Here is a 25,335-nt window from a genome sequence, read left to right as displayed (position 1 = left end):
GCCAGCAGTATTGGCCTGCCTTACCGGCTCAAGGAGAGAACCAATGACAACACCGATTCCACGCAAACCCGGCTTCTGGCTGGCTTGCCTGCCCATCGCCCTGACCTTTGTGGTGCTGGGCGTACAGCTGTTTTACTTCGGCAACTTTACCCCCCATATTCCGCTTGCCATCGGCGTGGCCATTACCGCCCTGATCGGCTGGCTGCGCGGCTACCGCTGGCCCGAAATGGAAGACGGCATCATGCGTGTGGTGCGCCTGGGGCTGCAGTCGGTCGGCATTCTGATCATCGTGGGCATGATTGTCGGCATCTGGATTGCCAGCGGCACCGTGCCTTATCTCATCAAGCTGGGCCTGAGCCTGATCTCCCCCGAGCTGTTTCTGGCCGCCAGCGTGCTGATCTGTGCCGTGGTGTCGGTGTCACTCGGTACCTCCTGGGGCACCACCGGCACCGTGGGCCTGGCGCTGATGGGCATCGGCAGCGGCTTCGACATTCCCATGTACTGGACCGCCGGCGCCGTGGTGTCGGGCGCCTTCTTCGGTGACAAGATGTCGCCGCTGTCGGACACCACCAACCTGGCGCCGGCGGTGACCGGCGTGAACCTGTTCGACCATATCCGCAACATGCTGCCCACAACCATTCCGGCCATGCTGATTGCCCTGGTTATCTATCTGTTCGCCGGCTTCAGTCTGATTGGCGATCAGGCCGTGGACTTCGGCCGTATCGAGACCATCATCAACGGCCTGGATCAACACTTCAACCTGTCGTGGCCTCTGCTGCTGCCCCTGGGCGTGACCGTGCTGCTGGCGCTGAAGAAGATGCCCGCCCTGCCTACCCTGTTTGCCGGCGCCATGCTGGGCCTGGGTACCGCCATGCTGACCCAGGACGTGAGCCTGCAGCAGGCCTTCAACTTCATGTTCAGCGGTTATCAGATCGATACCGGCGTGCGCGAAATCGATGCCCTGCTCAACCGCGGCGGCATACAGAGCATGACCTGGGTCATCACCCTGATGCTGGTGGCCCTGGCCTTCGGCGGCGTGCTGGAGCGTACCGGTTGTCTGGAAGTGATCATGGAAAAAATTCTGACCCGCGCCAAGAGCTTCGGCGCCATCCAGTCATCCGCCATCGCCACCTCGGCCATGACCAACGTGATTGGCGGCGACCCCTACCTGTCCATCGCCCTGCCCGGCCGCATGTATGCTCCCGCCTACCGGGCCAAAGGCTATTCGGCACTGAACCTGTCGCGGGCCGTTGAAGAAGGCGGCACCCTGATATCGCCGCTGATCCCCTGGAACGCCGGTGGTGCCGTGGTGATCACCGCCCTCGGACTCGGCATTGCCGAAGGCCAGACCGAGAACCTGCTCTATATCCCCCTGGCCTTCGCCTGCTGGCTGTCGCCGCTGATCGGCATGGCCTACGCCCACCTGGGCTGGTTCTCGCCCAGGCTCAGCCCGGCAGAAGCCGACCAGAACCAATCCGAGCAGACAGCGAGCGTCAAGCCGGCCCTCGCCAAATAAGCACCAGCCGGCCAGAAACCGGCGGCAGGCAAACTAAACAACAAGGGCCCCATCGGGGCCCTTGTTCATTGGTGCAATCGTCACCCTCGCAAAGACGGGCTCCGTATACAGGGGGCACCGAGCCCTCCTTTCCATATCGCCTGCAACACGTTGTTCTTCAGCCGAGCAGAGGACCGGGGTCGGCGGATGAAGGCATTCACATTGTCATACGGCCGGGCAGCCACCACACTTAACGCAAATGGACGCAATCGGAGGTTTAGGATGAACCCAGGCATCACCACCCTGCTGGCGTTGCTGTTGACAGGCTGCACCAGTATGGAATCCCTTTATAGCTATCTCGGACAGACCGAGCAGGTGTCCGCCCAAACTCCCGGCGTCGCCGTAACCCGGACGCAACCACCCCGACTGGAGAGCCTGTCGTTCTTCTCCTCCCGGCGCTTTGCCGCCAACCGGGCCGAGCCCTGTGCCAGACAACTGATGCAGGCACCCGAACAGGATCCCGAACCGATTGGTTATGTGGGGGAAGACGTGCTTAACGCCAGGGGGATGATCGAGGTCAACAATAGAGAGCTTGGTATTCTGCCCAGCCGTTACCGGATACGTTTTCAGATGGCCGAACTCAGCCAGAAAAACGGCACCACCTACGGCTTCAGCCAGATCCGCGTGGCACGGCAAGATGCGCTGAATCTCGGCAACCATGATTTTATCACCATACCCCCCGCAGGCCGGACCACCCAACAGGTATACCTGGAACTGCAGCGGTTATATCAACAGCTGGATGCGTGTGTAGCGGGATAAGTTTGCGCAACGATGAAGCCACGGCCGAAGGCCGGTGCCATCAGGTAGAGATACCGAAAAAAGCTGGATAAAATACGACAGGAAATGGTGCCCGGAGCCGGACTTGAACCGGCACGCTGTTACCAGCGAGGGATTTTAAATCAGTTACAAGTGCTTATGAATCAATGCGTTACGTTTAAAATCAATCACTTATAAACCAATGGCGACTAAAAAAAGCCAGCCTCTACTTTTTCTGTCGCCACTTCGTCGCCACTTTTCAGGACGGTTTGATAGATGCCAGCGGGTTGAGCCGGATGGCATCTTCCAGATGATCGGGAGCAAAGTGAGAGTAACGCATGGTCATGGTGATGGTGGAGTGACCCAGAATTTTTTGCAGCACCAGAATGTTGCCGCCGTTCATCATAAAGTGGCTGGCAAAGGTGTGGCGTAACACGTGGGTACATTGGCCGTCGGGCAGTTCGATACCGGCGACGGTCAGTGCCTTTTCGAAGGCGCGGTAACAGTCACCAAACAGCCGACCGCGCTTTTTGGGCAGTTGGGCATGAAGATCGGGGCTGATGGGAATAGCCCGGCTTTTTTTGCTTTTGGTGCGGGTAAAGGTCAGTCGGTAAGGGGTCACCTGTGACTGGGTAAGTTCTTCAATTTCGGACCAACGGGCACCGGTGGCCAGGCACAGCTTAACCACCAACAGCAGATCCGGATTACTGCTGTCGGCACAGGCATCCAGCAGTCGCTTGATCTCGCTTCATACAAAAACGCCAGTTCACTGTCGGCCACCTTGAAGGCCCGCAGCCCGTCCAACGGATTTTCGCCCTGCCACTCCCCTAGCCTCTTCAGTTCGTTGAACACCGCCCGCAAATAGGCATGCTCCCGGTTAACGGTGTTGGGGGTAACCCCCTGGCTGGCTTGATTGGTCGCTCGCCGGTCCGGCAGACTGCCGGAAAGCCGGGCTTCTCGGTAGGCGGCAAAGTCCCGCGTTGAAAACGATGCCGCCAGGGGATTGCCCAATGCCTCGCACAAGCTAATCAGCTTTGCCTGCCGCCGTTCGCCATCCCGCAGGCTTTGCCCATGCAAGGCAAACCACCGCTCCACCAGGTCGGTTAACCGTCGTGGATCGCTCGGCTCGGCACCAGACTCCAGCCAGGGCGTGCTTTTTTCGGGATCATCCAGGAAGCGCTCAAACGCCAGTGCCTCGCCCTTGGTGGCGAACTGCTTGCGGATGCGCGGCACCTTGGGCCTGTCTTTGCTGGGCCGGCCTTCGGGGTACAGCTCGGCCAGCCACTTACCGGACGGGAGTTTTCTTACTGCCATGGTCTCACTCAGCACATCAGGATACTGTTAATTTATACAGCAAAATCCTAACTGAGCTATCTTTAAAGATGCAACCAATAAACACCAGTAGTGACATACAGTGACAACGAACACGTTTGGTGTAAAATGTGAGGCCCCATTTGCATCAATGCAAATTTGTGTGGGAGTGCTATGTTAGGGGTGACGCAGTGGAAGCGTCATCCCGCTGTAACCGTAACGAGGCAGCGTATACCTGCCGGGTTTAAAAGGAGGGTGTGATGGAAGAAGCTGTTGTTAAACGCATACTTGACGCCCATTGGGACAAGTTGCTACCAGTTCGTCCAGCCGACATTGCCCGCTCTCTGGGCATGCGGATCGACGTGCTTGATGGGCCTGATTTGAGCGGTGAAGCAGAAATCCGTGACGGACAGAAAGTCATCAAGTTTAACCGCAATGAGAGTACCAATCGTCAACGCTTTACCATGGCGCACGAGATTGGCCATCATGTGCTGGGGCATGTCACATCCTCTAAGTCCAAACACCGCGATAACGCTGGCTCGTTTTCAAGCGGCAACAACGACTGGCAGGAAGTGCAGGCCAACCGTTTCGCTGCCGCTCTGCTCATGCCTAAACTGGCCATTGAGACTCTGGTATATCGCGAAGGCATGACCAACATTTCCCGCTTGGCAGAGACCTTGCGCGTGTCTGAAGCAGCCATGTACTACCGCCTTAAGAACCTTGGCATGCTATAGGCTTGCAACTAAGCGTACAGGCCAATACATTAACCCTCTGACTGCAGAGGGTTTTTTATGTCCGATAAAAAAGAAAAAATAACATTTGATGATCTGCCGAAGGCGATCTCCCCAGCGAGAAAGTGAACGAGGCCCAGCATGTACTCCGGTGGCAAACGTTTGATGCCAAGGCAATGATGTGGCTTCGTATCATTTCACTTGTACTAGCTATGGCAGTGTCTATTTGCTTCTTGTACAAAGGCCTGAAATATACCGACTTGGCCATAACCAGTGTGGTTGGTCATGCAAGCCAGAAAGAATCATCAGCTGTAGTCATAGCATCAGCAAAGGCTCAAGAGGCCAATATCTCCCCTGCCAACGAAACCCAGGCCAGCGCCCGCAGCAAAGCCAGTACGGATAGCAAAGGCACCGAAGAAAACAAGACCGAAAAAAATGAATGGGACAAGGCGCTGATTTCGTCCGGCTCCATTATCACGCTTATTGCATTTGTGCTGGGTGTAGGCCTGACCTTGATACTTGCGGTACTTAAGTTATCAATTTCGGCCAACAAGCCAAACGAACCAGCATCAGATTATGTAGGCTTGGCCGGCCCATTCAGTGAACTACTGACACAATTTGCAAACTGGTTGAAGAGTAAAGGCAAGTAACAAAGCGACCTCAGCACCGTCCTTTCACCAAGGGCGGTGTTGCCCAGGTTCTTCAATGAAACTCTCAAATACCAGCACCTCGACCTTGGTGGCTAACTGCTTGCGGATGTGCGTAACCTTGGTCCTATCTTTATTTTTACCTTCCTCTTTATTTAGTGTCTATTTTTAAATGTATTTTCTCTTCTCAATCTCAGGAACGAGCGATTCAGTACAAAACGCTTTATTCACTGTAGAAATTAAATCTAACATTTGTGTCTCTATTTCATAAAAATCATTTCTTGGATGAAAACTTAAATTAATACCAAAAAAGCTTACTGCACCAGAAATTCTTTTTTGATGCTCCTTATAACGATAGGAACCTTCTGTTGCACTCTGAGCCTGTTTATTAGATGATAATATTTCATTATTCATTCGAGTAACCACTTCAACATACTCATCAGACACATTCATAGACCCAGAGCGTGAACGTTTAAAAATCAAGTTGTACCACTTAAAAGTATCAATGGCGGAAAGTAGCAGTCTATCTCTTTTTTTCACTTCAAAATCTATATAGTCTTGGAATATTTTAAAATGCGCAATATGATTATTTAATGCGTTTGAGCGAGTGACATTAAGATAACTTTTCACGGCAACAGCAATACCACCAACAGTAGCGATTGATGTCAAAATAGAAATAGTTGCATTGAAAACCTTAATTACAGCACTAAGTTTTTTATTGGTATACAAAACACATTCATTGGTAAAACAAAACTCTAGCAAGTACATTTTTTCATTATAAATTGTAGTGTAGAGTATCGTTACCATTAAAAGCAAACTGACCAGAACTACAATAACAAAAGAATAAACAACAAAAGGTATCAGTTTTATTTTTCTAAGCATTTTCAACATTGTCATACTCTGGCTTTATTACGTTCAACCTGCTTCTTAATTTTAATGCAGTTTTATAATATGTCCGTTGCAAGACGTTTAATCTATCTTGAGCCATATAGTATCTTTTCTTGTACCAATATGATTCTTTTTTGTTATTGAAGTCATTTTCTAACCGTTTAACAGCCAGCTTACATCTTCTTAAGTCTGTCTTTGACGGCAAAGGCAAAATTTTATTTAGTTTATTTATTAGCACCTGATGTTTTTCATGTTTAACACGCTTTAATTTATTTACCCTCCCCATGCAACGGTTAAAATCTTTTCTATAAGCAAATGTTGTTCTATAACCAACTTCCGATGATAACTTTTCAATATTTTGTACAGCTGCCCGTAATCTTCTAACCTCATCAGAAGGATATCGTGGTTCTTTAAAATTAACTCGCATACCATGCACCATTAATGGCTCAATAGATGCGTGAAATACTTTTGTCTTATTATTATTTATCGGAAGGTCCTTGTCTTGCAACATCTTGGATATAATCGATTGTGCATGATCAAATTGAAAATTTGATATTCTAGATGATACTGTAATATCATCTACCAACCGAGTGTAAACTAATCCTTTTCTTTGCAACCTCTCAATAATTTTATACTCTTCATCCCACAAACATAGACTAGCAATATAACTAGATGTCAATGCACCTTGTACAACCACTCCTCTATAACAACAAATATCACTCAATACATTTGACACATCACAGTTATATTTAAAAAGACCTGTGAATATTTTCTTGACATGAAAAATATCTATATTATCAAAGAAGTCTTTTATGTCTAACTTCAATAAGCTTTTAGCTCCGCAATGCTGAGCCGCACAACTCACATAATCCTTATTCTCAACAACATTATTGCCTTCATCTTTAGTATTAGGAACAGATCCAAATATATAACTAGGCCAACGTACTATTTTCTGAAAAATTCGAGTATTTATTCGCCTCTGCACTTTCCGCAATAAATAATGTGGCTTATGAATGGTTCTAAATGAACCATCATTCTTTTCAGTTTTGGCTTGAACGTATCTATCATAATCACTCAACGCAAGAGCCTGATTAAGCTCTTCTTCGCTAATATCAAGAACACTGCATAAATTTGATACATTAGCGATAGCGTTCAATGTTGTGATTTGAGGTTTTTTGATATACATAAAGGGATCACTGACAATAAAAGCTTAGCCACTCATACTCTAGAGATCGAGAAATGGTGTTGCATTCATTGATTATATTTGTCAACTGCCACCATTTCTCTGGCTAAGCTCATCGTCCTTCGCTACTCTCGGTCCGAAGGGCCGGGAGGGGCGCATAGGGTGCAGGCCTCGGCAATGCTGGTTTTTTAACTCCAGCGCTCTATATAAAATAGAGCAAAAGACAAATACGATTACATCAACTGCAGCAAGCTGAGCGATACGCTCATGCACATGGGACTCTAGCGGAACAAGCAACAAAACGCAATAAGTAGCTTAATAATATCCAATAAATTAGAAATCACTAATTTATTGGTGACCAACTGAGATGTTTTGCCCTCAGCTATTACTTATTGCGTGTAAAATTTTAATGAAACTAATATTAAATTTTCTTCCCTGTCCACCTGGCAATGATGCGTATGTCGTCGGGTTTATTGTCTTGCGTGAGGTGGAGCTTGTCGTAGGCCGGGTTGTCGCTTTTGATGTAGAGGCCGCCCATCAGGTCGGACTGGAGGCGCTTGATCAGCAGCTGGCCGTTTAGGCGGAGCACGTACACGCTGTCGGGCAGGTTTTCGACGGCGTCTTCGGGCAGCATTTCCACTAAAGGAGTGTCGCCGTGTTCCAGGGTCGGGCTCATGGAGTCACCATGCACTTTAAGCACGGCCAGGCGTTTGCCGATCAGGCCGTGGTCTTCCAGCCAAGCAGTAGAGAACGGCACGCGGGCTTCCAGGTGATCCCACTCGTTATGGGCACCGTTACCGGCCGAGACAAAAACGTCGTAGCTATCGACCCAGAGCACTTTGGATTGTGATTCGGCATCACTGTCATCTGCCGAGCGATTACCTTGACCAGTAGCCAACCACTTAACATCTACGCCAGCAGCATTCGCGATAGCAATTAGTCTCTCTACGTTTGGAGTTGATGCGCCTGAGCGATACTTTTTGATCGCCGTATCGCTCAAACCACATCTAGCTCCGAACGAACGAGCTGACTCATCCCCGAGGATTAGCTCCATTCGTTCTGTAAAACCCTTCAGATCGAACGAGTCCATGCCTGCAGCAGCCTCTTTTGAACCCTCAAAGTTTGACATAGATCACACTTAGCGCCTTTATGGTGAATATTGCAGTTTAAATGGTCTTGATGATCAAACCAAATGATCTAATAATCACCTCACGAAAACGAATGAGCCGACTAACCGATTCAAACAAGACCAACTAAGCGCAATAACAAGCAATAGGTTCCAATTATGACTCAAATAGCTATCCATTTCGACTGCCCGGTGGTCAGTGTAGACCGCTTTTGTGAGCTTTCGGGCATGACCAAGGCCACGGTGCAACGCCGTATAGAAGAAGGCCGCATTCCGGTGCTGCCCAAGCAGGGCAAGCGCGAGGTGGTCATGGTGAATTTGATGGGCCTGGCGGCTCTGGGCATGGAGTGCTTCCAGCAGATACAGAGCAGAAAGCAAGCCCAGTCTGTTACTCCCCGGGCATAACGGCGGCCATCGCCCAGATAACCATCACCACAGGAATAAACCATGACCCCATTCCCCATTCATTTTGATGTGCCGGTGTGCACGGTGGAGCGCTTTTCTGAGCTCACCGGGCTGACCCAGCGCACGGTAGAAAACTATGTACGAGCCGGTCGCATTCCCATCATGCCCAAAGAAGGCAAAGCGGAAAAAGTGCTGATCAACCTGGTGCTCTACACCCAGCAGGCATTGGCCCAGGGCCAGCAGATGGCGGCCAAACGCCGCAGCGCCCTCTGAGTGTTCACGCTTATTCAACCACGCCAAGGATGCCAACGAATGTATAAGCCTCATTTAGATAAATACGGCACCGAATTCCCGCACTGGGAATCCGCCGTTACCCGCTTTAAAGCGGCTCACAACCAGAGCGACGTAGCCCGCGCCATCGGCAGCAAGCCGCAGCTGTGGATCAATAAGCTGTCGGCAGACCAGAACGGCGAGCCCACGGTTAAAAACGTGATTGCCGCCGCCCGTGTTACCGGTGATCACACCCTGGTACACGGTCTGCTGCTGGAACTGGATATGGCCGGTATCACCCTGCCCAAATCTGATCACCAGGGCAGCGACACCCCGCTGACCAGTCAGGCGCTGGAGATCACCGCTACCGCCGGCGAACTGGCCCGCGACGCCATTACCGTGCAACAGGCCGGCAGGGTAAGCCGCACCAAACGCGACAACGCCGTAAACAAGGCCACCAGTCTGATGGGTGCCCTCGCGCTGTTTGTGCACGACGTTGAGGCCCGCTTTCAGGCCGTGCCGGGGCTGACCATAGCCATCGACACCTTCAGCAACAGCGCCATGCCTGGCATCACCGGATAAGGAGACCGAACCATGTACATCAATACCGCCCGTTTATTGCGTACCCCTGCTTCGGTATACGCCCCGCAACGCCCGGAAGTGGTCACCCATCGCAGCCGCCCCGGCTTTATCGAACGCCAGGATGGCAGCTGGATTTGCCTGCCCATTCACTCACCGGTGCAGCGCCGTCGCAACAAGCCCAAGGCTCGTCGTCGTTTGTGGCATTGGCTGGCCGGCATGCTCGGCGATAACAGCCGCACTCAATCCGGAGGTAAAGCATGAGCTCTTATCACCCCATTACCCAGCCACCTGCCGAATTGGCGATCAACCACATGCGGCACCTGCTGCGCCGCTGCCGTATCTCTGCCTGGTGGAGTGAACAAAACAAAGAGGTACGCGAAGGCATCTGCCGGGCGGCCGCCCTCAAGCCGGTGGCGTACTGGGATAAACGCCTGGAAGACATGACCGACGACGAGCGCGAAGCCATCCGCCGGGCGGTAGTGGCATTAAAACAGGCACTGGCCGGATTTAGTGCCACCGACCGCAGCGAATGGCTGCACGTGCCGGACTTTGCCGGTGCGGAATCTGGTGAAGAAGTGAAGCAGGCAGAGCAACAACGCCGAGAGGAATTGCACCAGCAGGCGCGCCGGCTGCAACAACGGGCAAAAAAGTTGAAGGCCGCTCAGCTGTAACTGAAAGCGGCCTTCAGACGTGAACTCACGCCAATCGAATCGAGATAACTATGACACAGCTTAATGCTATCCGCAAAGCAGCCAACGAGCGTATTTACGCTTACAACCAGCTGGTGCGCCGCCAGCAATCGCACAGCATCGAGTTTGCCACCGAATGCGCGCTGGAAGTGCTGGCCGAGCTGGCCGACGAACTCGGTGCGCTGGGCATGTATCAACAAATTACCAACCGCATACATCAGCTGGAGCAGCACCGGGTGCTGGCCCCGATCACCGCCATGGGGGTGGGGGTATGAGCACACTTTACCTGGCCGCGGATCATCTGCGTGCCCACTGGCACCAGGCCAAAGCCGACTTCTGGCGTCACTGGCGCCCCTGTTTTGAACAAGGGGAAGATCGTGCCCGCCTGCTGCTGGACTTGGGAACCATCCGTTCCCTCTACTGGCAGGCGCTGGGCCTGAATGCCCTTTCCATCGCCAAAACCATCAGCGCCTGGTGGCGCAAAACCGCCCCCGTTCATCAACTCGGTCCACAGGTAATTTAATGACTCACGCTATTGAAGCGGCCGATGTGGCCGCCTTTTTTGCGCCTGCTGAAAAAGATAAAGCCAAACGAGTGGCAGGAGTACCGGTAGAAAAGGAACTGTTCGAACAACGCCACGAAAAGGACAATCTGCGCTGGGCCGGAAAACTGCTGGCCCAGATAGAAGATCACGCAGCCAGCGCCCTGTTCAAAGAATATCAGTACCGCCTGAACAAGAATCAGACCCTCAGTGCCAATATCTGGCTGCGTAAATCGGTAGAGCAAATCCGGGAACATGCCGCCCGTTTCCCTCTCCCCTTGCGCATGGTCGCCAGCGAACTGGGCCGGGCCAACATTGCCCGCGAGTGGTCGAACGCCTGTGCCGCCATCGTGCAAGAGAAAACCGCCAACTTCACCACCCCGGTTAATGCCGAGCAACTGCTGGATGCCGCCATGGAGCCGGCCCGAAAATGGGGCATTTCTCCGCTGCTGCCTTCCTTTAGCAAGGCCTGCCCCCATGCTGAAATCAGCGATCAGCATATAGACATGGCCGTTAGCGCCGTGGCCCGGTTGCAGGATGCCGAGTGGTGGGAGCGCCAAATCACCCGCGCCTGGCGCCGCTATGCCGAACACGTCGCCATTCTGATCGGCAAGGTGCGCAAGGGCGTTAGCGCCTATGTCTCTCAGCGATCGCTGCAAGACTACCGCGCGCGCAAGCAGGCCGGTGCCGCCTGGTTGAAAACAATGTACGCCATCAACCCCGAGCTGGAGCTGGAAGTTCCCCTGGCCGATGCCGTTAAGGCCAGCGTGGCCAACCCTGAGATCCGCCGTATGGAACTCATGGTTCGTATGCGTGGCTTTGAAGAGGTGGCAGAAGAGCAGGATCTGGTCGGCGAATTTTATACCTGGACCGCCCCCAGCCGCTTCCATGCCTGGACCATTATCAAAGACAAAGACAAAGACAAAGGCAAGGACAAAGGCAAGGACAAAACCAAACCCAAAAAAACGGTACGTAATACCCGCTACGACGGCAGCACCCCGCGCCATACCCAGCGTTATCTGTGCGGCCAGTGGGCAAAGGCCCGCGCCAAACTGGCACGCCTGGGTGTGCGGTTCTTCGGCTTTCGGGTCGTTGAGCCCCATCACGACGGCACCCCGCACTGGCACATGTTGTTTTTTGTTCATCCCAGCCAACGCCTGTTACTGCGCTGGGTGCTGCGCAAATATGCCTGTGAGCACGACAAAAAAGAGTTGGCCAAGTCTTACAAGCCCCGCTTCGACTGGAGCGCCATTGACCCCGCCAAGGGTACTGCCACCGGTTACATTGCCAAGTACATCGCCAAGAACATCGACGGCTTCAATATGGATTGGGATGAAGAGTCCGAAGAAGCCATTTCTACTGCTGTCCCCGCCGTGGCCGCCTGGTCGAGCCTATGGGGTATTCGTCAGTTTCAACAAGTGGGTGGTCCGAGCGTAACCGTGTGGCGCGAGCTGCGCCGCCTGCGCGAAGCCACCCAAAACCCCATTCTTGAACCTGCCCGCAAAGCCGCAGATGCCGGCAAGTGGGCCGCCTATGTGGATGCCATGGGCGGCATTGATGCCGCCAGAAAAGATCACCCCATCCAGTTGGCTCACCTGGTTAAACCCGCCGCCAGCAAGTACGGCGAAGACGTGGCCAAGCTCACCGGTCTGCGCACCGCCAACATCTTCACCAGTGTGAACGGTACTGCCACCGGCATCATGGTGGGCATGTCTGAGGCTCAAACCCGCCACCAGGGCTGGGAGTTGTCGCGCACTGGCCTTGGCGAGCGTAGCGAGTTGCCTTCTGGTAAGCGCAGCGAACTGCCCTTAAGCGGCGACAGCCGCGCCCCTTGGAGTTCTGACAATAACTGTACGCGAGGATCAGTTTTGGCAGAAAAGGACCCATTAGACCGGGAAATGGCAATGCTCGGTCTGGATGCCCGAGACAAAAAGTTGCTGCTGAACGGTGCCGTTATCGAAATTGATGGTTTATTCGTCAGCATTCGCAACGGCTGCCTGAACACCTGCCGCCAACGCCCGAACGTGCGACCGGAATATGACAAACTAGATCATGATTTGGAGCCTTTGAAATCCGGCAAGGCATACTGGAAACGTCGGATCCAAGGTGAACTGTTCACTGGCAACACGCCGGTGAATGAGTGGCTGAAGACGGTACCCGAACACGATCTGGGTGATGTCATTATGCAAATCGACGATATGTTGCTGAAAGAACGCCAGCTAAACCCACTGACTTATAAAGAAGACATGCTACTGGTACAGTTACAGCAACTGATAGAAGAGACTATTGCCGATTCAGAGTTCTGGAGGCTATACCTTGAGTAAATACGTGTTTGCCGATGTATTTGTGATAAGAGACTGCCGGCAAATGGTCCGGCGATTCCACGGCACCTTCCCCCCCGAAGTGACAGCCTGGCTCGGCGCCATGTCAAAAGAACAAGCTGTGGTGCATAGAGAGGTCTACATCAGCCTGGCCAATGGCACGGATGAACGAAAGCTCAAGGGCAAGTACTGGGAATTCAAAGAAGCATGGCAAGAGCAAAGAGGAAAGCTCAATCGTGATCCAGATCAGAAGTATCTAGACGAAATAGAAGATCAATGGCGTAGAGACCAAAGGGGCAAGTGGTGAAGCTAGGGCGCTGTGGCACACCGAGCAAGCAAAACAGTTAGAGCTGTGACCGGTCACACTAAGCAGGCAAGGAGAAAGAATGATTCAGCAAAACCAATCTCCCCAAAAGTGCGATGAACTAAAAGATGAACAGGTTTGGGCATTCGTAGGATCTGAAGCTGTTGCTGGCCCTTTCAACTCGTGGGAAGAGGCGCAGCAACAATTCGAGAAATTGGTAGATGAATGGGGAGTACATATCTACCTGGACTGGATGTAACTCTCGAAGAACTGAGCCCCGGCCTGCTGAAAGTCGGCAGGGGCTTGGGACTTAAGGTGTTAGTGGCTGCGTTCTTCCAGTTCGTGACGGCTGGCCACCGCCAGAAAGTGACTGCGATCTTTATATTCCCCATGTGAAGCTTTCACTCGGGAATCAATCAGCTGAATAAGACCATCAGGCAAGCTGACGTTGATGCGTTTGGGCTTGCCCATAAATTCGGTCAAATCCACGTCCAGCAGTAACCAGCCATCGCAGTGATCATAGTCTTCTAACTGTCGATAATGACGCGGTCCCAGATCCTTGATGCTATCGACGCTAGTGCCGTTACTCACCATTTCTTCCACCACCATGGCGATGGCTTCGGTGGCCATCACCTTCACCTGTTCTTCGCTGTCGGCAGCACTAAAACAGGCATAATCATCATTGCAGAGCGCAGGCACTACCAGGCCGAGCGCCTCCCCATCATGCGACGGATATTCAACACCGACTGAAAACAACATAAGTACCTCCGCTAAATCTATATCAGGCAAGGAGCGGGGGGATTAAATCCCCGCCGCTTTCTTAATGGACTTGAGAGTTCCAACAGGTAACGACTTTTTAGGATGCGGAACTACGAACTTTTTGCCCGTAATCGGCGAGTACCATATCTGGTGGCTCCCCTTCCCTTGCCGTTCAAGTTCGCAGCCTGCGGACTTCAATTCCTTGATCAGGTCACCTGACGTCATTGAACCTCCTAATCAAGTGTCACAATTATACACACGCACACACACAAAGCACAACCAATACACACCAATACACACAAGAAGCGAGGACACATAAAAAAGGCGCTTATCGCGCCCCTTCCAGCTCCCTCAGTAAATCCTTCTGTGCCCCAGGCGGCAGTGCCTTCACCAACTGAAACGCCATCTGAGTGGTGGTCTTGGCGCTGGGGTTCAGGGTGTGCCGATAACCAAAGCCACCCACCCAGGTGTGGCCACATTCGGCATCGTTGCACTGGCAATACAGCTCGGTATAGTCCGGGCTCAGACGATTGGTTTTGGTTATCCGGCCTCGGTCGCCGCACTCTCTGCAGTAAACACGCATCTTTATTTTTCTCCCGAGTAAACATGCACCTATGATAAATCATCCGCTTCCGGATAACACCAAACCACTGTTTATTTATACAGCCAAGATCCCACTATTCCAGCGCAAACTGCAGAGCCAGCCGGGCCGGTATATCCGGGTCTGAATTCACCACGTCGGCGATCAGCTCGCACAGCGGCAGCACTTCGTTGCGGGCATAAACCACATCGATTTTTTCCGGGTCACCCAGGCCACCGGCATTGGTAGGAATGATGCCGGCCAGCCCGGGCGGAAACCGGTGCGCTGTCAGTACGTCCTGGGCGCTGATGTTCTTGATACGGTCAAAGTCGTCTTTGGTGGCGATGTCTCCCACCGGGATCAGCTTGACCCCGTCCGGGTTTCCGTTGGGAATATTGATAAACAGACTGCGAAAATTGCCCACGCCCTTCGAGCTTTGGATCTTGGCTTTCAGATCTTCTTCCTGGCTTTCGCTCAGGTTCGGGTCGGTGGCGTAGAAGATAAAGCCCATGTGCGCCCCGTTCTGGTAGTAGCGCCGGCGGAACATGGTGGCGTCCCGATTCAGCAGCGCCGACTGAATGCCGCCCAGGTAATCCGGCAGGCCGTAGATTTGCTGCCGGGGGTCGTATTGGGTCAGAAAAATCACGTCTTCCTGCCGGTACCGAATCTGCTCATTGTTGGCCTGCAGTAACACAAAGTCACCGCTCTGGTGCCGGCGCAGATAGATGGACGGCAACGGGTGCAACCGCACCACCCGACCCAGGCCGTTGCGCACCTTCAGAAAGGCGGCATCACCAAACTGGATCAGGTTGTGGGCAAAGGCCTGCATCTGCACCCGCTGCATGCCGCCGCCGCCCTTGAACTTGCCGGCCACCATGTTGCGCCGGGCATAAATCAGCGCGCCGTGGTGGGCGTTGGTGTTGGCAATCTGGGCCAGCCCCTGGCGGCTGATCGGGGTGCTCCAGTAGTCGGCAAAGTGGTCGTAAAACAGCTCGGTGTAATCGGTCAGCCAGCGACCGCTTTCTATCGCTTCCGGCTCGCCAAAATTGAAGGCGATCATCGGGTTGGGGGTGGTTTGCTCGGTCATGCTTGTATGGCCCAGGTTGAAGAACGTTTGTTCGAGTGATCCAGCGGTTCGTTGATCACCGCGTGAGAAATGGCAAAGAAGGCGTCGGCGTGGCCGGTGGTGGCGTCCCGCCCCGCCTTGAAGGTCATGGCATTGCCGCTGCCGGTGGTGGTGCGCTTGATGGCCATGAATGCCAGGGGAATGTCTTTCTGCTCTTGATCCCAGCTGATGCGGCCGGCTTCCACCACGTCGATCATCTTCAGCACCAGGCGGTTCTTGCTCTCTACCGAGTAGTGAATGGCGTGCGCCTCGCGCGGGTACTTGGTCTTGATCAGGTCAAACACCCCGGCGCCAATACCGGTGATATCGACCCCGATGTAGGTCACCCGGTAGCGTTTGAACAGCTTGGCAATTTCAGCCACATGGTGCTGAAAGTTAAGCCCCCGCCAGTGGTGCTTTTCCAGTACCCGGAATGGCTCGTCAGTCACTTCCGGCGGGGCCAGTACCACCAGGGTGGCGTTGTCGCGGGTGCGGCTGGGGTCATAACCCAGCCACACTTCCCGATTGCCGAACGGCCGCGCCTCTCGCGGTTTGAAGTCGGTCCAGATATCGGTATCGACGCCGCAGCCTTCCAGCTGGTTGAACTTGAACACGCTGGCCGCATCGTCCACGAACTCGCACATGAACAGATTGCGGAACACCTCGTCGGCGTATTCGTCCCGCAGCTCCTCCACGTCAATCAGGTTGCAGCCGCTGGCCACCGCGTCTTCCACCGTAATGGCATAACGCCATTGCCGGTCCGGGCACACCCGGCCGCCGTCGCGGTAATCGTCGAGCGTGGGAAACTCAATGTCCTTGCGGCTGTCCTTGCCTTCTTTCCAGGTGTCGCCGGTCCAGAAGCCATATCCCGGATGCGACTTGGCCGAAGGGGTCGAGAAGTAGGTTTTTCGCCAGCGGGTTTGGGTGGCCATGGCCGAGGCCACGTTGCTGAGCTTGGTGAAGCCGGGGATCCAGAAGTATTCGTCAATGTAGACGTTACCGGAACGGGACTGGGCGCTGTTCGAGTTGGTGGACAGAAAATGCAGCTCGGCGCCGTTGCTGAGGATAATCGGATTGCCCGACAGCTCCACCTGCAGAAACTCGCGGGCAATGTTGATGATGTAGGCCCGGAACACTTCCGCCTGGGCCCGTGTCGCCGACAGGAATATCTGATTGCCACCGGTCACCACCGCGTCTTCCAGCGCCTCGCCGGCAAAATAGTAGGTCATGCCCACCTGGCGGCTTTTCAGGATGTTGCGGGTACGCGGCACGCTCGGGTCGTCTTTTGCCTCCCGGCAACGCAACTGGTAGCCGAACAGGGTGCCCAGCCAGCCCGTAAAGTCTTCCGGCAACAGTTCGCCGATGTCGTTCTTGCGCTGCTTGCCCTTTTTCCCCTTGCCGCCCTTACTCTGCCCGCCCCCGCGTTTGCCGGTTCTGGCCGCTGGCAAGTCATCGGCGGGCACCCCGGCGGCAATGGCGGCTTCCCGCTCCTTCAGCCCCACTTCTTTCTCGCGCAGCTGCAGCAGCTCTTTCTTCAGCCGCACATGCTGACCAATCAAGCGATCCAGTTCGTCCAGCTCGGTCTGGTTCTTTTTCTCCCGGCCCAGCAGCAGCTGCACCCGCCGGGCAATGGCGTCTTCCAGTTGCTCGTCCGACAGCAGTGCATCCCAGCTGTATTTCTCTACCCACTGATACACCACCCGCACCGATGCCAGGTTGAGCTCCTGGGCAATCTCCCGGGGTAGCCAGCGTTTTAAATACAGCCCTTTGGCGGCGTTGCGGATTTCTTCGGTGTAGGCCATGGCAGTCCGTGGTAATGATAAATGCGGCCATCATACCCACCGAAAACCGTCACCTATCGCCATGAAATTCCACAGAATTCCGATTTCCCAAAAATCGGAATTGCGCGGAACGGCACCGGATGAAATTGCCCCGAATAGTCCCTAGCCTGTCGCCATCACAGAACATGGGCAGGAACATGAAACCCGATTCACGGTTACGCACAGGCTGGATTTGTATTGCCACCGAGGGCCACAGCGTCGACGAACGCTTTATCTCTCGTGAGTGGCTGACCGACATGGCCGAAACCTATGACCCCGAGCATTACACGGCAGTCATTTGGGCAGATCACTACAAAGGGTCCGCCATGGGCACCGTGGAAGCACTCAAGGCTGAAGAAGTGGACGGCAAGATGAAGCTGTTCGCCATCCTTCGCCCGACCCGGGATCTCATCTATTACAACCAGCTCGGCCAGTACCAGTTCTGCAGCATTGAACCGAAAGAGCAGTTTGCCGGTGGGGACAAAACCTACCTGGGCGGTCTGGGCGTCACCGACCGCCCGGCCAGCACAGGCACCACCCGCATGCAGTTCAGCGCCAAAGACCAGCCCCCGAAAGTGATTGGTCAGAGCGAGCCCTTCAGCCTGGCCGAATTGGCCGACCGTGAGCAAGAGGCCGGCATGTTCAAGAAATTCATGACCTGGTTCAAAGCCCAGGAACCCGAAACCCCTGCCCTCCCAATACCAGAAACCGAGGATCCAGCAATGGACGAAAAACAGTTCAACGAGCTGCTGACCGCCGTCAAAGGCGTGGCCGCCAAACAAGGCGAACTTGAAACCAAGTTCGAGCAGTTCAGCAAACAAGAACCCAAGACCACACCCGAGCCAACAGTGGCGCCCGAGCCTCCGCCGGTACCCGCTGAAACGGGCATCACCAGTGAGCAGTTCAGTGAATTGCTTACCGTGGTCAAGGGCGTGGCCTCCAAGCAGGGCGAGCTGGAAAACCAGTTCTCTACCCTGCTGAAAGAAAAGCCCGGCCAGACACCCAACCCCGCCCCTGCCGGCGGCGATATCTACCACGTGGTGTAAGGAACCAGCATGAGCATGATTCTCACCCAGGCCGCCGAAACCCAGCTGAATAAATACTTTCAGGCGCTGGCCACCGGCTATGGCATTGATGTTAGCCGCATCAAAGACAAGTTTTCCGTTACCGGTCCGCAAGAGACCCGCCTGCGTACGGCCCTGCTGGAATCGGTCGACTTTCTGCGCATGATCACCCTGGCCGACGTCGACCAGATCAAGGGGCAGGTTATCGACGTCGGCATCGGCGGCATCCACTCAGGCCGCAAGGCCAACGGCCGCTTCCTGCAGGCCGTGGGGGTTGATGGTCACAACTACGAGCTGACCGAAACCGACTCCGGCGCCGTGCTGCCTTGGTCGACCCTAGCCGTGTGGGCCAACGCCGGCAACGAAGGCGAGTTCCTGCAAAAGGTGAACGAGTTCATCAACCGCAGCTTTGCGCTGGATATGCTGCGCGTCGGCTTTAACGGTATCTCCATTGCCGCTACCACAGACCCTGTCACCAACCCGCTGGGCCAGGACGTGAACAAGGGCTGGCAGCAGTTGGCAAAAGAATGGAACGGAGGATCCCAGATCGTGGGCGACGCCGGCAGCAAGGTGTACTTCGAGCCGGACGGCAAAAATGGCGAATACAACACCTTGGACGCCATGGCATCGGATCTCATCAACAGCACCATGGACCCGGCGTTTCGTAACGATCCGCGCCTCACCGTGCTGGTCGGTGCCGATCTGGTGGCCGCCGCTCAGGGCCGTTTGTACAGCCAGGCCGACAAGCCTACCGAACAGATTGCCGCCCAGCAGCTGGCCACCTCCATTGCCGGCCGCCGCGCCATGACGCCGCCGTTCTTCCCCGGCAAGCGCATGGTGGTCACCATGCCCGGCAACCTGCACCTGTATACCCAGCGTGGCACCCGCCAACGCAGCGCAGCCCAGAATCAGGACCGCAAGGGCTTCGAGTCCCAATACTGGCGCATGGAAGGCTACGCCGTGGGCGACTACCGCGCCTATGCCGCCTTTGATGAAGACCATGTGGTTATCGGTCCCGGCCCCGATCCGGCGGCGTAAGGGCTGACTCATGAGCACCCCGGCCCAGCGACACAGAGACAAGCACCGCGCTCTGCAGGCTGCCCAACAGGCCGCCGACACCGGGCAAGCCGCAGGTGAACTGGCGCACAGCCTGCACCTGCAACTGCTGGCCCTGGAGCAGGACCAGCAACGGCTGAAAGCACTGGACCGTATCGCCGACAAGGTCACGCTCAAGCGGGAGCTGTTGCCCAAGTATCGCCCCTATGTGGAGCAGTATCTGACCGGGGAAAAGACCCACCAGAACCCGCTGTTCGCCACTCTGGTGGTCTGGCTGTTCGACCTGGGCGAGTTCGAACAGGCGCTGGACTGGGCCGAAGTGGCCATAGCCCAGGGCCAGCACACGCCCACACGCATGAAGCGCGACTTCCCCCACTTTGTGGCGGACACGGTGCTGGAGTGGGCCGAGCAGCAAGCGGCAGAGGGTCAGGCGGTCGAGCCCTATTTCAGTCGGGTATTTCGGCATGTGGCCAGCGACTGGCGACTGAACGAAAAGCTGACCGCCAAGTATTTCAAGTTCGCCGGCTTGCTGTTGCTGCGCGACGCCATGGGAGAGCCCAGGCCCAGCGCGGTGACCGATCCGGAGGTACTGGAACAGGCCGACGCGCTGCTGGTGAAAGCACACGAATGGGATCCGGTGGGTGCCCAGGTAAAAACCCACCGTAACCGAATTGCCATGCGCCTGCGGGCGCTTGAGCAAGACTAGCTCAACGCCGCCGCCCCCCGGCGGTGCGGGAACAGCCAGGCCATGCCATGAGCTGCTTCCCACCACCGTGGCCAGGGGGGCACCTATTTAACGCAGAGGGCAGCCATGTTTAACGGCAACACCACCGACTATCAGCAGACCACCGTCACCAACGATGGTTTCTGGCCGAACATCGAGGTCGGCGACTTTGAGCGCGACAGATCCATGCCGGCCGATTTGCAAGCCGCCACCGTAGCGGCAGCGGTGCTCTCTGCCGTGGCCCAGGTCAACATCGAGCTGGTGTTCACCAAAGCCCGCTTGATGGCCGACGGCCACCTGACCGCCGCCGGCGTGCCCGGCCCATCGGTAGGCACTCAGAACATGCTGACCGCCCTCTACCGCCAGGCGGTGTTTGCCCGGGCCAAGGCCGATCTGGTCACCGAAGCCGGCAGCCTGAGCCAACGCGACACCGGCAACAACCAGGCTACCCAAAGCGGTGATACCCGCGCCGCCCTGCTGGCTGAAAGCCAGCAGCACATACGGGCCATCAAGGGCGTGCACCGCTGCGGGATTGAGTTGCTATGAGCCAGAGCTATTACCTGCAGGCACTGAGCGGAGCCATCAAGACCCTGCTGCCGGCCAAGTGCCACAAGGACTTTGATGCCTGGATGCAGAACGGCACCCTGCGGCTTACCCCCAGGCACGGCGGCAACGGCCTGCAACTGGCCCGGCTGGACTATCAGGCGGTGTTCCTGATTGAAGAACTGCCGTTCAAGGAGCTGGATCCGGCCCTGGTGCTGGCCACCGTGGCCGCCTGGTTGCAGGACCACGACACCGAGCGGGAGCAATTCGAGCTGCCCGAGCCGGAATACGACGTGGAGCCGATAGACGACCGCACTGCCGATCTGACCATCAGCGTGCATTTCAGCGAACCGCTTTATCTGCAGCCGGACGCCGCCGGCCCCATCGCCTATGGCGGGCAGCGTTATCGGGTTGCGCCCTATGAAGTATGGGTGGCCGAAACCGGCCAGCTATGGGTGAACCAGGACGGGCCCTTTCCGTTGGGAGGTCAGCCATGATCGCGTTTGATTTGAAAGGAGCCGTATCCGTCTCCGACCGGCTCAAGCTGGCCATGCTGCCGCCTGCCCGTCGGCAGCGCCTGCTGGACAAGGTGATGCGCCAGGCCGTGAAAGATGCCAAGGCCAACCTGAAAGCCCAGCAAGGCCCGGATGGCAGGCCCTGGCCCAAGCGTAAACAGGGCCGCAAGAAAATGCTCACCAAGATGGGCCGCGGCCTGAAAACCCAGGCCAACCCGAATGAGGCACCGCCGGCTGGAAAAACAAAAAGGCCGCGCAAAACGCCTTCAAGCATCAGTACGGTTTGCCCGAAATTTATACCAAGGCCAAAGCCAGAAAACGCAGCAACAAGGCAAAGGACGCCGCTGATCAGGACGGCCCGGCTACCCGCCACCAGGCGCGGCTGCTACGGCAACTCGGGTACAGCATCACCGTCGGTAAAAAGGTGAAGCGCACCCGCAAGCCGGGGCTGGCCTGGATACAGAAGAACATGAGCTTCGAGCAGGCAGGCCAGACCCTGAAGATGCTGATCGCCGAAAAGAGAAACAAACGAGCCGGCAAGACCAGCTGGGAAATCAAGGTGCCGGCTCGCCCCTTTCTGGAGCTGGATCCTCAACTGGTCATCAATGCCCTGGCCGCCGAATTTAACCGGAGACGTTAACCATGATCCCAACCATTCAGATCAACAACCTGAACCAGATGCAGGGGCCCACCGACGAGGTGGAACGCCATTTCCTGTTTGTGGGCCAGGCCACCAAAAACAACGGCAAGCTGCTGTCACTCAATACCCAGTCAAAACTGGATGAACTGCTGGGAGTGGAAGACAGCCCGCTCAAAGCCAACCTGCTGGCCGCAATGCAGAACGCCGGCCAGAACTGGAGCGCTCACGCCCATGTGCTGGCCCTGGGCGAAGAGTGGACCGAGGCGGTACTGGCCGCCCAGCGCACCGCCTCGTTTGAAGCGGTGGTGCTGCTCGAACCGGTGACCACCGCCGAGCAAATCAACGCCGCCCAGGCATTACGCAACCAGCTGATCGCCACCTGGGGCCGCTGGCAGTTCATGATGCTGGCCGTGAACGGCATTGTGGCCGATGGCGTGGACGCTCAGGACTGGCCCGCCTACGAGGCCACCATGGCCACGCTCGCCAACGGCATTGCCGCCGATGGCGTCATGCTGGTGCCCCAGTTGCACGGCAACAACGCCGGCGTCCTGGCCGGTCGCCTGTGCAACCGGGCGGTATCCGTGGCCGACACCCCGATGCGAGTGAAAACCGGTGCCCTGGTGGCACTGGGCCCGGATCCGGTCGACAGCACCGGCGCCGAACTCAGCCTGGCCACCCTGCAGACCCTGGAAGCCGCGCGTCTGTCGGTGCCCTGGTGGTTCCCGGATTACGACGGTGTCTATTGGGCCGACGGCAACATGCTGGACGTGGAAGGCGGTGATTATCAGGTGGTCGAAAACCGCCGGGTGACCGACAAGATTGCCCGCAAGCTGCGTATCCGGGCCATCAGCCGCATCGGTGATCGCCAACTCAACAGCACCCCGGCCAGTGTGGCCGCCGCCAAGCTGTTCTTCATGCGTGATCTGCGGGCCATGAGCAAGTCGGTGACCATTGCCGGCATGACCTTCCCCGGTGAAATCATGCCGCCTGATGACGGCGATATCGCCATCGAATGGCTGAGCAAGTACGAGGTGGCCATTTACACCCTGGCCCAGCCCTACGACTGCCCCAAGAAGATTGGCATCAACATCATCCTTGACCTCAGCAACCCGGGAGACAGCCAATGAGCCGCCGCATCTCCGGCATGAACTTCGACGTGGAACTGCTCGGTGCCATGATCCACGTCGAAAAAGCCACCCTCACCATTAACGACAGCACCGCCGTGACCCAGACCCGGGGCATTACCGACGGCTATGTGGACGGCGACGTCACCGCCGACGTGGAATACGAGCTGGATACCAAGAACTTCAACCTGCTGAGCCAGGCCGCCAGAAGCGCCGGTTCGTGGCGCGGTATCGAGCCCCACGACGTGCTCTATTACGCCAACACCGGCACCGATGAACTCAAGGTGGAAGCCTTCGGCGTGAAGTTGCTGCTGTCCGACCTGCTCGATATCGACACCAAGGGCGGCGACAAGAGCATTCACAAGATCAAGGGCTTCATCACCAGCCCCGACTTTGTACGCATCAACGGCGTGCCCTACCTGTCCCGTGACGACACTCGTCACCTGATTGGGTAACCGCCATGGATGTTATCGACCGCGCCAATGAACTGAACGACTGGCTGCTGGGCAAGCAGCTGGCCGCCCAGACCGGCCACACCGCCCACGGCACCAGCCGACACGACTGCGAAGAATGCGCCGATCCCATTCCCGAAGGTCGCCGCGTCGCCCTGCCCGGTGTGCGGCTGTGCATCGGCTGCCAGACCCTGATGGAGAAAAGACGATGAGCCAGAACACCTTTGAACAACTGCACTTCAAACGCCGGGAATTCGCCTGCAAATGCGGCTGCGGCTTTGATGCGGTGGATGCCGAACTGCTCGGCGTGTTGGAGCAACTGCGGGCCGATCTGGGCAACCGGGCGGTGAGCATCACCAGCGCCTGCCGGTGTGACAACCACAACCGCAAAGTGGGCGGTGCCCGCAACAGCGTGCACAAGCTCGGCAAGGCGGCGGATATCAAGGTCACGGGCATCGCCCCCGCCAAAGTCGCCGATTACCTGGAGCGCACCTACCCCGGCTGCTACGGCATTGGCCGTTACCACAGCTTCACCCACATCGACGTGCGCGAGTCCCCGGCACGTTGGGGCCAGAACTGAGGAATCGGTCATGAGCAACTGGAAAGACATTGCCGGCACCGTGGGCCGCATCGCCGGGACCGTGGCACCCCTGCTGGGTGGCCCTGTGGGCATGGCCGCCAGTATCGGCGCCCAGATAGCCGGGGCTCTGGGTACCGACAATCGCCCAGATGCGGTGCTGCGCGAACTGACCCAGAACCCCGAGGCCGCGCTCACGCTGCAGCAGTGGGCCCATGAAGAACGGGAGCAAATCCGCCAGGCCAATATCCGTTTGCAGGAGCTGGAGCTGGCCCAGGCACAGACCGAGCTGGCCGACATTCAGCACGCCCGGGAAAGCCACCGGGAACACTGGATGCCCGAGCGCCTGACCCTGTTGCTGGCTCTGATGGTGGTGGCCCTGACCATCGCGCTGATGGCCTGGTCGGTGCCCGACGGATCGAAAGAGGTGGTGTTCTACCTGGTCGGGCAAATCGTGACCGCCTTTCTGGCCGCCGTTACCTATTGGCTGGGCAGCTCACGCGGCAGCGCCGAAAAACAGAAAAAACTGGAACAACTCACGGGAGGCGCACTTGGCACAAGTAGCGGAATGGCTGGGTCTGGCCATCGCGGCGGCCGGCCTGCTGATCGGCATCCTTAGCCCGGTGCTGACCAGCCTGTTTGGCCGCCTCAGCCGGCAACAGGTGGACATGGCCAACCATCGCGCCCATGTGGCCGAGAACTACGCCACCAAGACCGAACTGAGCGAAGGCTTTAATCGACTCGAACAACGCATAGACGGCGGCTTTACCCGCCTGGATGAAAAACTGGAGAGACTGCAGAAATGAGCAAACAAACCATCACCCTGACTGTAAACGGCGCCGAGCTGGTGTTTGAACCCACCACCCAGGCATACAACAAGTACATCAACGAGCTGACCATGGACGACAAGGTAGCCCCGGCCCACAACTACCTAAACCGCATCGTGGCCACCGACGGCAAAGACGCCCTGGCGAAGCTGCTGGCCATGCCCGGCGCCGGCCTCAAGCTGGCCGCCAAGGTTAACGAAGCCTTCATTCCCGAGCTGGAAATCTCGGTAAAAAACTAAC

General features: G+C 56.1%; 36 protein-coding genes and 1 pseudogene. 28 read left to right on the top strand and 9 right to left on the bottom strand.

The annotated features are described in order from the left end of the window. Positions 1 to 43: 43 nt before the first annotated feature. Together nhaC and BFR47_RS09120 are read left to right on the top strand one after the other, a co-directional pair. Positions 44 to 1,516 (top strand): Na+/H+ antiporter NhaC, encoded by a 1,473-nt coding sequence (gene nhaC, locus BFR47_RS09125; protein ID WP_071472775.1) that lies wholly within the window; start codon positions 44 to 46, stop codon positions 1,514 to 1,516. 261 nt (positions 1,517 to 1,777) lie between these two features. Continuing rightward, positions 1,778 to 2,314, top strand: coding sequence for a hypothetical protein (locus BFR47_RS09120; protein WP_071472774.1), 537 nt, complete (start codon positions 1,778 to 1,780; stop codon positions 2,312 to 2,314). A gap of 256 nt (positions 2,315 to 2,570) precedes the next feature. Here BFR47_RS09120 and BFR47_RS09115 read toward each other — a convergent pair. Then, positions 2,571 to 3,625: pseudogene (locus BFR47_RS09115) on the bottom strand (phage integrase). Positions 3,626 to 3,882: 257 nt separating this feature from the next. On the opposite strand from BFR47_RS09115, the gene BFR47_RS09110 reads away from it, so the two are divergent. Then, positions 3,883 to 4,356: an ImmA/IrrE family metallo-endopeptidase gene (locus BFR47_RS09110; RefSeq protein ID WP_071472773.1), complete on the top strand. Its 474-nt coding sequence runs from the start codon at positions 3,883 to 3,885 to the stop codon at positions 4,354 to 4,356. A 122-nt stretch (positions 4,357 to 4,478) separates the two neighbouring features. Next, on the top strand, positions 4,479 to 5,003 hold the full coding sequence (locus BFR47_RS09105) for a hypothetical protein (RefSeq protein WP_071472772.1): 525 nt from the start codon (positions 4,479 to 4,481) through the stop codon (positions 5,001 to 5,003). 165 nt (positions 5,004 to 5,168) lie between these two features. Here BFR47_RS09105 and BFR47_RS17495 read toward each other — a convergent pair whose 3' ends face one another. The 3 genes from BFR47_RS17495 to BFR47_RS09100 all read right to left on the bottom strand — a co-directional run bounded on the left by BFR47_RS17495 (position 5,169) and on the right by BFR47_RS09100 (position 8,200). After that, complete coding sequence (locus tag BFR47_RS17495) at positions 5,169 to 5,891, bottom strand: retron Ec48 family effector membrane protein (RefSeq protein ID WP_083399070.1); 723 nt, start codon at positions 5,889 to 5,891, stop codon at positions 5,169 to 5,171. Next, entirely contained in the window at positions 5,875 to 7,074 is a 1,200-nt protein-coding gene (locus BFR47_RS17490; protein ID WP_083399069.1) for a reverse transcriptase family protein, read from the bottom strand. Before BFR47_RS17490 ends, BFR47_RS17495 begins: the two co-directional genes overlap by 17 nt. A gap of 418 nt (positions 7,075 to 7,492) precedes the next feature. Further along, complete coding sequence (locus tag BFR47_RS09100; protein ID WP_175514087.1) at positions 7,493 to 8,200, bottom strand: XRE family transcriptional regulator; 708 nt, start codon at positions 8,198 to 8,200, stop codon at positions 7,493 to 7,495. A 156-nt stretch (positions 8,201 to 8,356) separates the two neighbouring features. Here BFR47_RS09100 and BFR47_RS09095 point away from each other — a divergent pair, with 156 nt between their 5' ends. From BFR47_RS09095 to BFR47_RS18000, 10 genes are all read left to right on the top strand, one after another. Next, entirely contained in the window at positions 8,357 to 8,602 is a 246-nt protein-coding gene (locus BFR47_RS09095; RefSeq protein WP_071472771.1) for a hypothetical protein, read from the top strand. Between the two features lie 42 nt (positions 8,603 to 8,644). Next, a complete protein-coding gene (locus BFR47_RS09090) occupies positions 8,645 to 8,875 on the top strand; it encodes a regulator (RefSeq protein ID WP_071472770.1) in 231 nt (76 codons plus the stop codon). Positions 8,876 to 8,914: 39 nt separating this feature from the next. After that, entirely contained in the window at positions 8,915 to 9,454 is a 540-nt protein-coding gene (locus BFR47_RS09085) for a phage regulatory CII family protein (RefSeq protein ID WP_071472769.1), read from the top strand. Between the two features lie 12 nt (positions 9,455 to 9,466). After that, positions 9,467 to 9,715, top strand: a complete 249-nt coding sequence (locus BFR47_RS09080) for a hypothetical protein (protein WP_071472768.1) — start codon at positions 9,467 to 9,469, stop codon at positions 9,713 to 9,715. Continuing rightward, on the top strand, positions 9,712 to 10,125 hold the full coding sequence (locus BFR47_RS09075) for a hypothetical protein (RefSeq protein WP_071472767.1): 414 nt from the start codon (positions 9,712 to 9,714) through the stop codon (positions 10,123 to 10,125). Before BFR47_RS09080 ends, BFR47_RS09075 begins: the two co-directional genes overlap by 4 nt. Positions 10,126 to 10,175: 50 nt before the next feature. After that, a complete protein-coding gene (locus tag BFR47_RS09070; protein ID WP_071472766.1) occupies positions 10,176 to 10,418 on the top strand; it encodes a hypothetical protein in 243 nt (80 codons plus the stop codon). Further along, positions 10,415 to 10,666: a hypothetical protein gene (locus BFR47_RS09065; protein WP_071472765.1), complete on the top strand. Its 252-nt coding sequence runs from the start codon at positions 10,415 to 10,417 to the stop codon at positions 10,664 to 10,666. Before BFR47_RS09070 ends, BFR47_RS09065 begins: the two co-directional genes overlap by 4 nt. Next, complete coding sequence (locus BFR47_RS09060; RefSeq protein WP_071472764.1) at positions 10,666 to 13,008, top strand: replication endonuclease; 2,343 nt, start codon at positions 10,666 to 10,668, stop codon at positions 13,006 to 13,008. The genes BFR47_RS09065 and BFR47_RS09060 overlap by 1 nt, the downstream gene beginning before the upstream one ends. Then, positions 13,001 to 13,312 carry a hypothetical protein gene (locus BFR47_RS09055; protein WP_071472763.1) on the top strand — a complete coding sequence of 104 codons (312 nt, stop codon included), beginning with the start codon at positions 13,001 to 13,003 and terminating at the stop codon, positions 13,310 to 13,312. The genes BFR47_RS09060 and BFR47_RS09055 overlap by 8 nt, the downstream gene beginning before the upstream one ends. Positions 13,313 to 13,391: 79 nt before the next feature. Continuing rightward, positions 13,392 to 13,568, top strand: coding sequence for a hypothetical protein (locus BFR47_RS18000; RefSeq protein ID WP_175514086.1), 177 nt, complete (start codon positions 13,392 to 13,394; stop codon positions 13,566 to 13,568). Between the two features lie 59 nt (positions 13,569 to 13,627). Here BFR47_RS18000 and BFR47_RS09050 read toward each other — a convergent pair whose 3' ends face one another. The 5 genes from BFR47_RS09050 to BFR47_RS09030 form a co-directional block, all read right to left on the bottom strand. Then, on the bottom strand, positions 13,628 to 14,068 hold the full coding sequence (locus tag BFR47_RS09050) for a type II toxin-antitoxin system HicB family antitoxin (protein WP_071472762.1): 441 nt from the start codon (positions 14,066 to 14,068) through the stop codon (positions 13,628 to 13,630). A 42-nt stretch (positions 14,069 to 14,110) separates the two neighbouring features. Continuing rightward, complete coding sequence (locus tag BFR47_RS09045; protein WP_071472761.1) at positions 14,111 to 14,293, bottom strand: type II toxin-antitoxin system HicA family toxin; 183 nt, start codon at positions 14,291 to 14,293, stop codon at positions 14,111 to 14,113. 103 nt (positions 14,294 to 14,396) lie between these two features. After that, entirely contained in the window at positions 14,397 to 14,651 is a 255-nt protein-coding gene (locus BFR47_RS09040; RefSeq protein ID WP_071472760.1) for an ogr/Delta-like zinc finger family protein, read from the bottom strand. 94 nt (positions 14,652 to 14,745) lie between these two features. Further along, complete coding sequence (locus tag BFR47_RS09035; protein WP_071472759.1) at positions 14,746 to 15,735, bottom strand: phage portal protein; 990 nt, start codon at positions 15,733 to 15,735, stop codon at positions 14,746 to 14,748. Beyond that, a complete protein-coding gene (locus tag BFR47_RS09030; protein ID WP_071472758.1) occupies positions 15,732 to 17,555 on the bottom strand; it encodes a terminase large subunit domain-containing protein in 1,824 nt (607 codons plus the stop codon). Before BFR47_RS09030 ends, BFR47_RS09035 begins: the two co-directional genes overlap by 4 nt. 176 nt (positions 17,556 to 17,731) lie before the next feature. Between BFR47_RS09030 and BFR47_RS09025 the strand changes: the two genes are divergently transcribed. The 14 genes from BFR47_RS09025 to BFR47_RS08965 all read left to right on the top strand — a co-directional run bounded on the left by BFR47_RS09025 (position 17,732) and on the right by BFR47_RS08965 (position 25,334). Next, positions 17,732 to 18,619 carry a GPO family capsid scaffolding protein gene (locus BFR47_RS09025; protein WP_071472757.1) on the top strand — a complete coding sequence of 296 codons (888 nt, stop codon included), beginning with the start codon at positions 17,732 to 17,734 and terminating at the stop codon, positions 18,617 to 18,619. A gap of 9 nt (positions 18,620 to 18,628) precedes the next feature. After that, positions 18,629 to 19,675 carry a phage major capsid protein, P2 family gene (locus BFR47_RS09020; RefSeq protein WP_071472756.1) on the top strand — a complete coding sequence of 349 codons (1,047 nt, stop codon included), beginning with the start codon at positions 18,629 to 18,631 and terminating at the stop codon, positions 19,673 to 19,675. A 10-nt stretch (positions 19,676 to 19,685) separates the two neighbouring features. Then, entirely contained in the window at positions 19,686 to 20,399 is a 714-nt protein-coding gene (gene gpM, locus BFR47_RS09015) for a phage terminase small subunit (RefSeq protein ID WP_071472755.1), read from the top strand. A gap of 105 nt (positions 20,400 to 20,504) precedes the next feature. Then, complete coding sequence (locus BFR47_RS09010) at positions 20,505 to 20,963, top strand: head completion/stabilization protein (protein ID WP_071472754.1); 459 nt, start codon at positions 20,505 to 20,507, stop codon at positions 20,961 to 20,963. Next, positions 20,960 to 21,457, top strand: a complete 498-nt coding sequence (locus BFR47_RS09005; RefSeq protein WP_071472753.1) for a phage tail protein — start codon at positions 20,960 to 20,962, stop codon at positions 21,455 to 21,457. The genes BFR47_RS09010 and BFR47_RS09005 overlap by 4 nt, the downstream gene beginning before the upstream one ends. Continuing rightward, positions 21,454 to 21,903: a phage virion morphogenesis protein gene (locus BFR47_RS17800; protein ID WP_139215141.1), complete on the top strand. Its 450-nt coding sequence runs from the start codon at positions 21,454 to 21,456 to the stop codon at positions 21,901 to 21,903. Before BFR47_RS09005 ends, BFR47_RS17800 begins: the two co-directional genes overlap by 4 nt. After that, on the top strand, positions 21,900 to 22,115 hold the full coding sequence (locus tag BFR47_RS17795; protein WP_139215140.1) for a hypothetical protein: 216 nt from the start codon (positions 21,900 to 21,902) through the stop codon (positions 22,113 to 22,115). Before BFR47_RS17800 ends, BFR47_RS17795 begins: the two co-directional genes overlap by 4 nt. 2 nt (positions 22,116 to 22,117) lie before the next feature. Further along, positions 22,118 to 23,242, top strand: coding sequence for a DUF2586 domain-containing protein (locus BFR47_RS08995; protein ID WP_071472751.1), 1,125 nt, complete (start codon positions 22,118 to 22,120; stop codon positions 23,240 to 23,242). Continuing rightward, a complete protein-coding gene (locus tag BFR47_RS08990) occupies positions 23,239 to 23,694 on the top strand; it encodes a phage protein (RefSeq protein WP_071472750.1) in 456 nt (151 codons plus the stop codon). The genes BFR47_RS08995 and BFR47_RS08990 overlap by 4 nt, the downstream gene beginning before the upstream one ends. Before the next feature lie 5 nt (positions 23,695 to 23,699). Continuing rightward, positions 23,700 to 23,903 carry a TraR/DksA family transcriptional regulator gene (locus BFR47_RS08985; RefSeq protein ID WP_071472749.1) on the top strand — a complete coding sequence of 68 codons (204 nt, stop codon included), beginning with the start codon at positions 23,700 to 23,702 and terminating at the stop codon, positions 23,901 to 23,903. After that, positions 23,900 to 24,271 carry a D-Ala-D-Ala carboxypeptidase family metallohydrolase gene (locus BFR47_RS08980; protein WP_071472748.1) on the top strand — a complete coding sequence of 124 codons (372 nt, stop codon included), beginning with the start codon at positions 23,900 to 23,902 and terminating at the stop codon, positions 24,269 to 24,271. The genes BFR47_RS08985 and BFR47_RS08980 overlap by 4 nt, the downstream gene beginning before the upstream one ends. 10 nt (positions 24,272 to 24,281) lie before the next feature. Next, entirely contained in the window at positions 24,282 to 24,887 is a 606-nt protein-coding gene (locus tag BFR47_RS08975; protein WP_071472747.1) for a hypothetical protein, read from the top strand. Next, positions 24,820 to 25,074, top strand: coding sequence for a hypothetical protein (locus BFR47_RS08970; RefSeq protein WP_071472746.1), 255 nt, complete (start codon positions 24,820 to 24,822; stop codon positions 25,072 to 25,074). Before BFR47_RS08975 ends, BFR47_RS08970 begins: the two co-directional genes overlap by 68 nt. Next, positions 25,071 to 25,334, top strand: coding sequence for a putative phage tail assembly chaperone (locus tag BFR47_RS08965; protein WP_071472745.1), 264 nt, complete (start codon positions 25,071 to 25,073; stop codon positions 25,332 to 25,334). The genes BFR47_RS08970 and BFR47_RS08965 overlap by 4 nt, the downstream gene beginning before the upstream one ends. Position 25,335: the final 1 nt, after the last annotated feature.

The sequence above is a fragment of the Oceanisphaera psychrotolerans genome (assembly GCF_001870485.1).
Classification (GTDB): Bacteria; Pseudomonadota; Gammaproteobacteria; order Enterobacterales; family Aeromonadaceae; genus Oceanimonas; species Oceanimonas psychrotolerans.
Note: the sequence above shows the minus strand (reverse complement) of the source record. Positions and strands in the feature narration are given on the sequence as shown.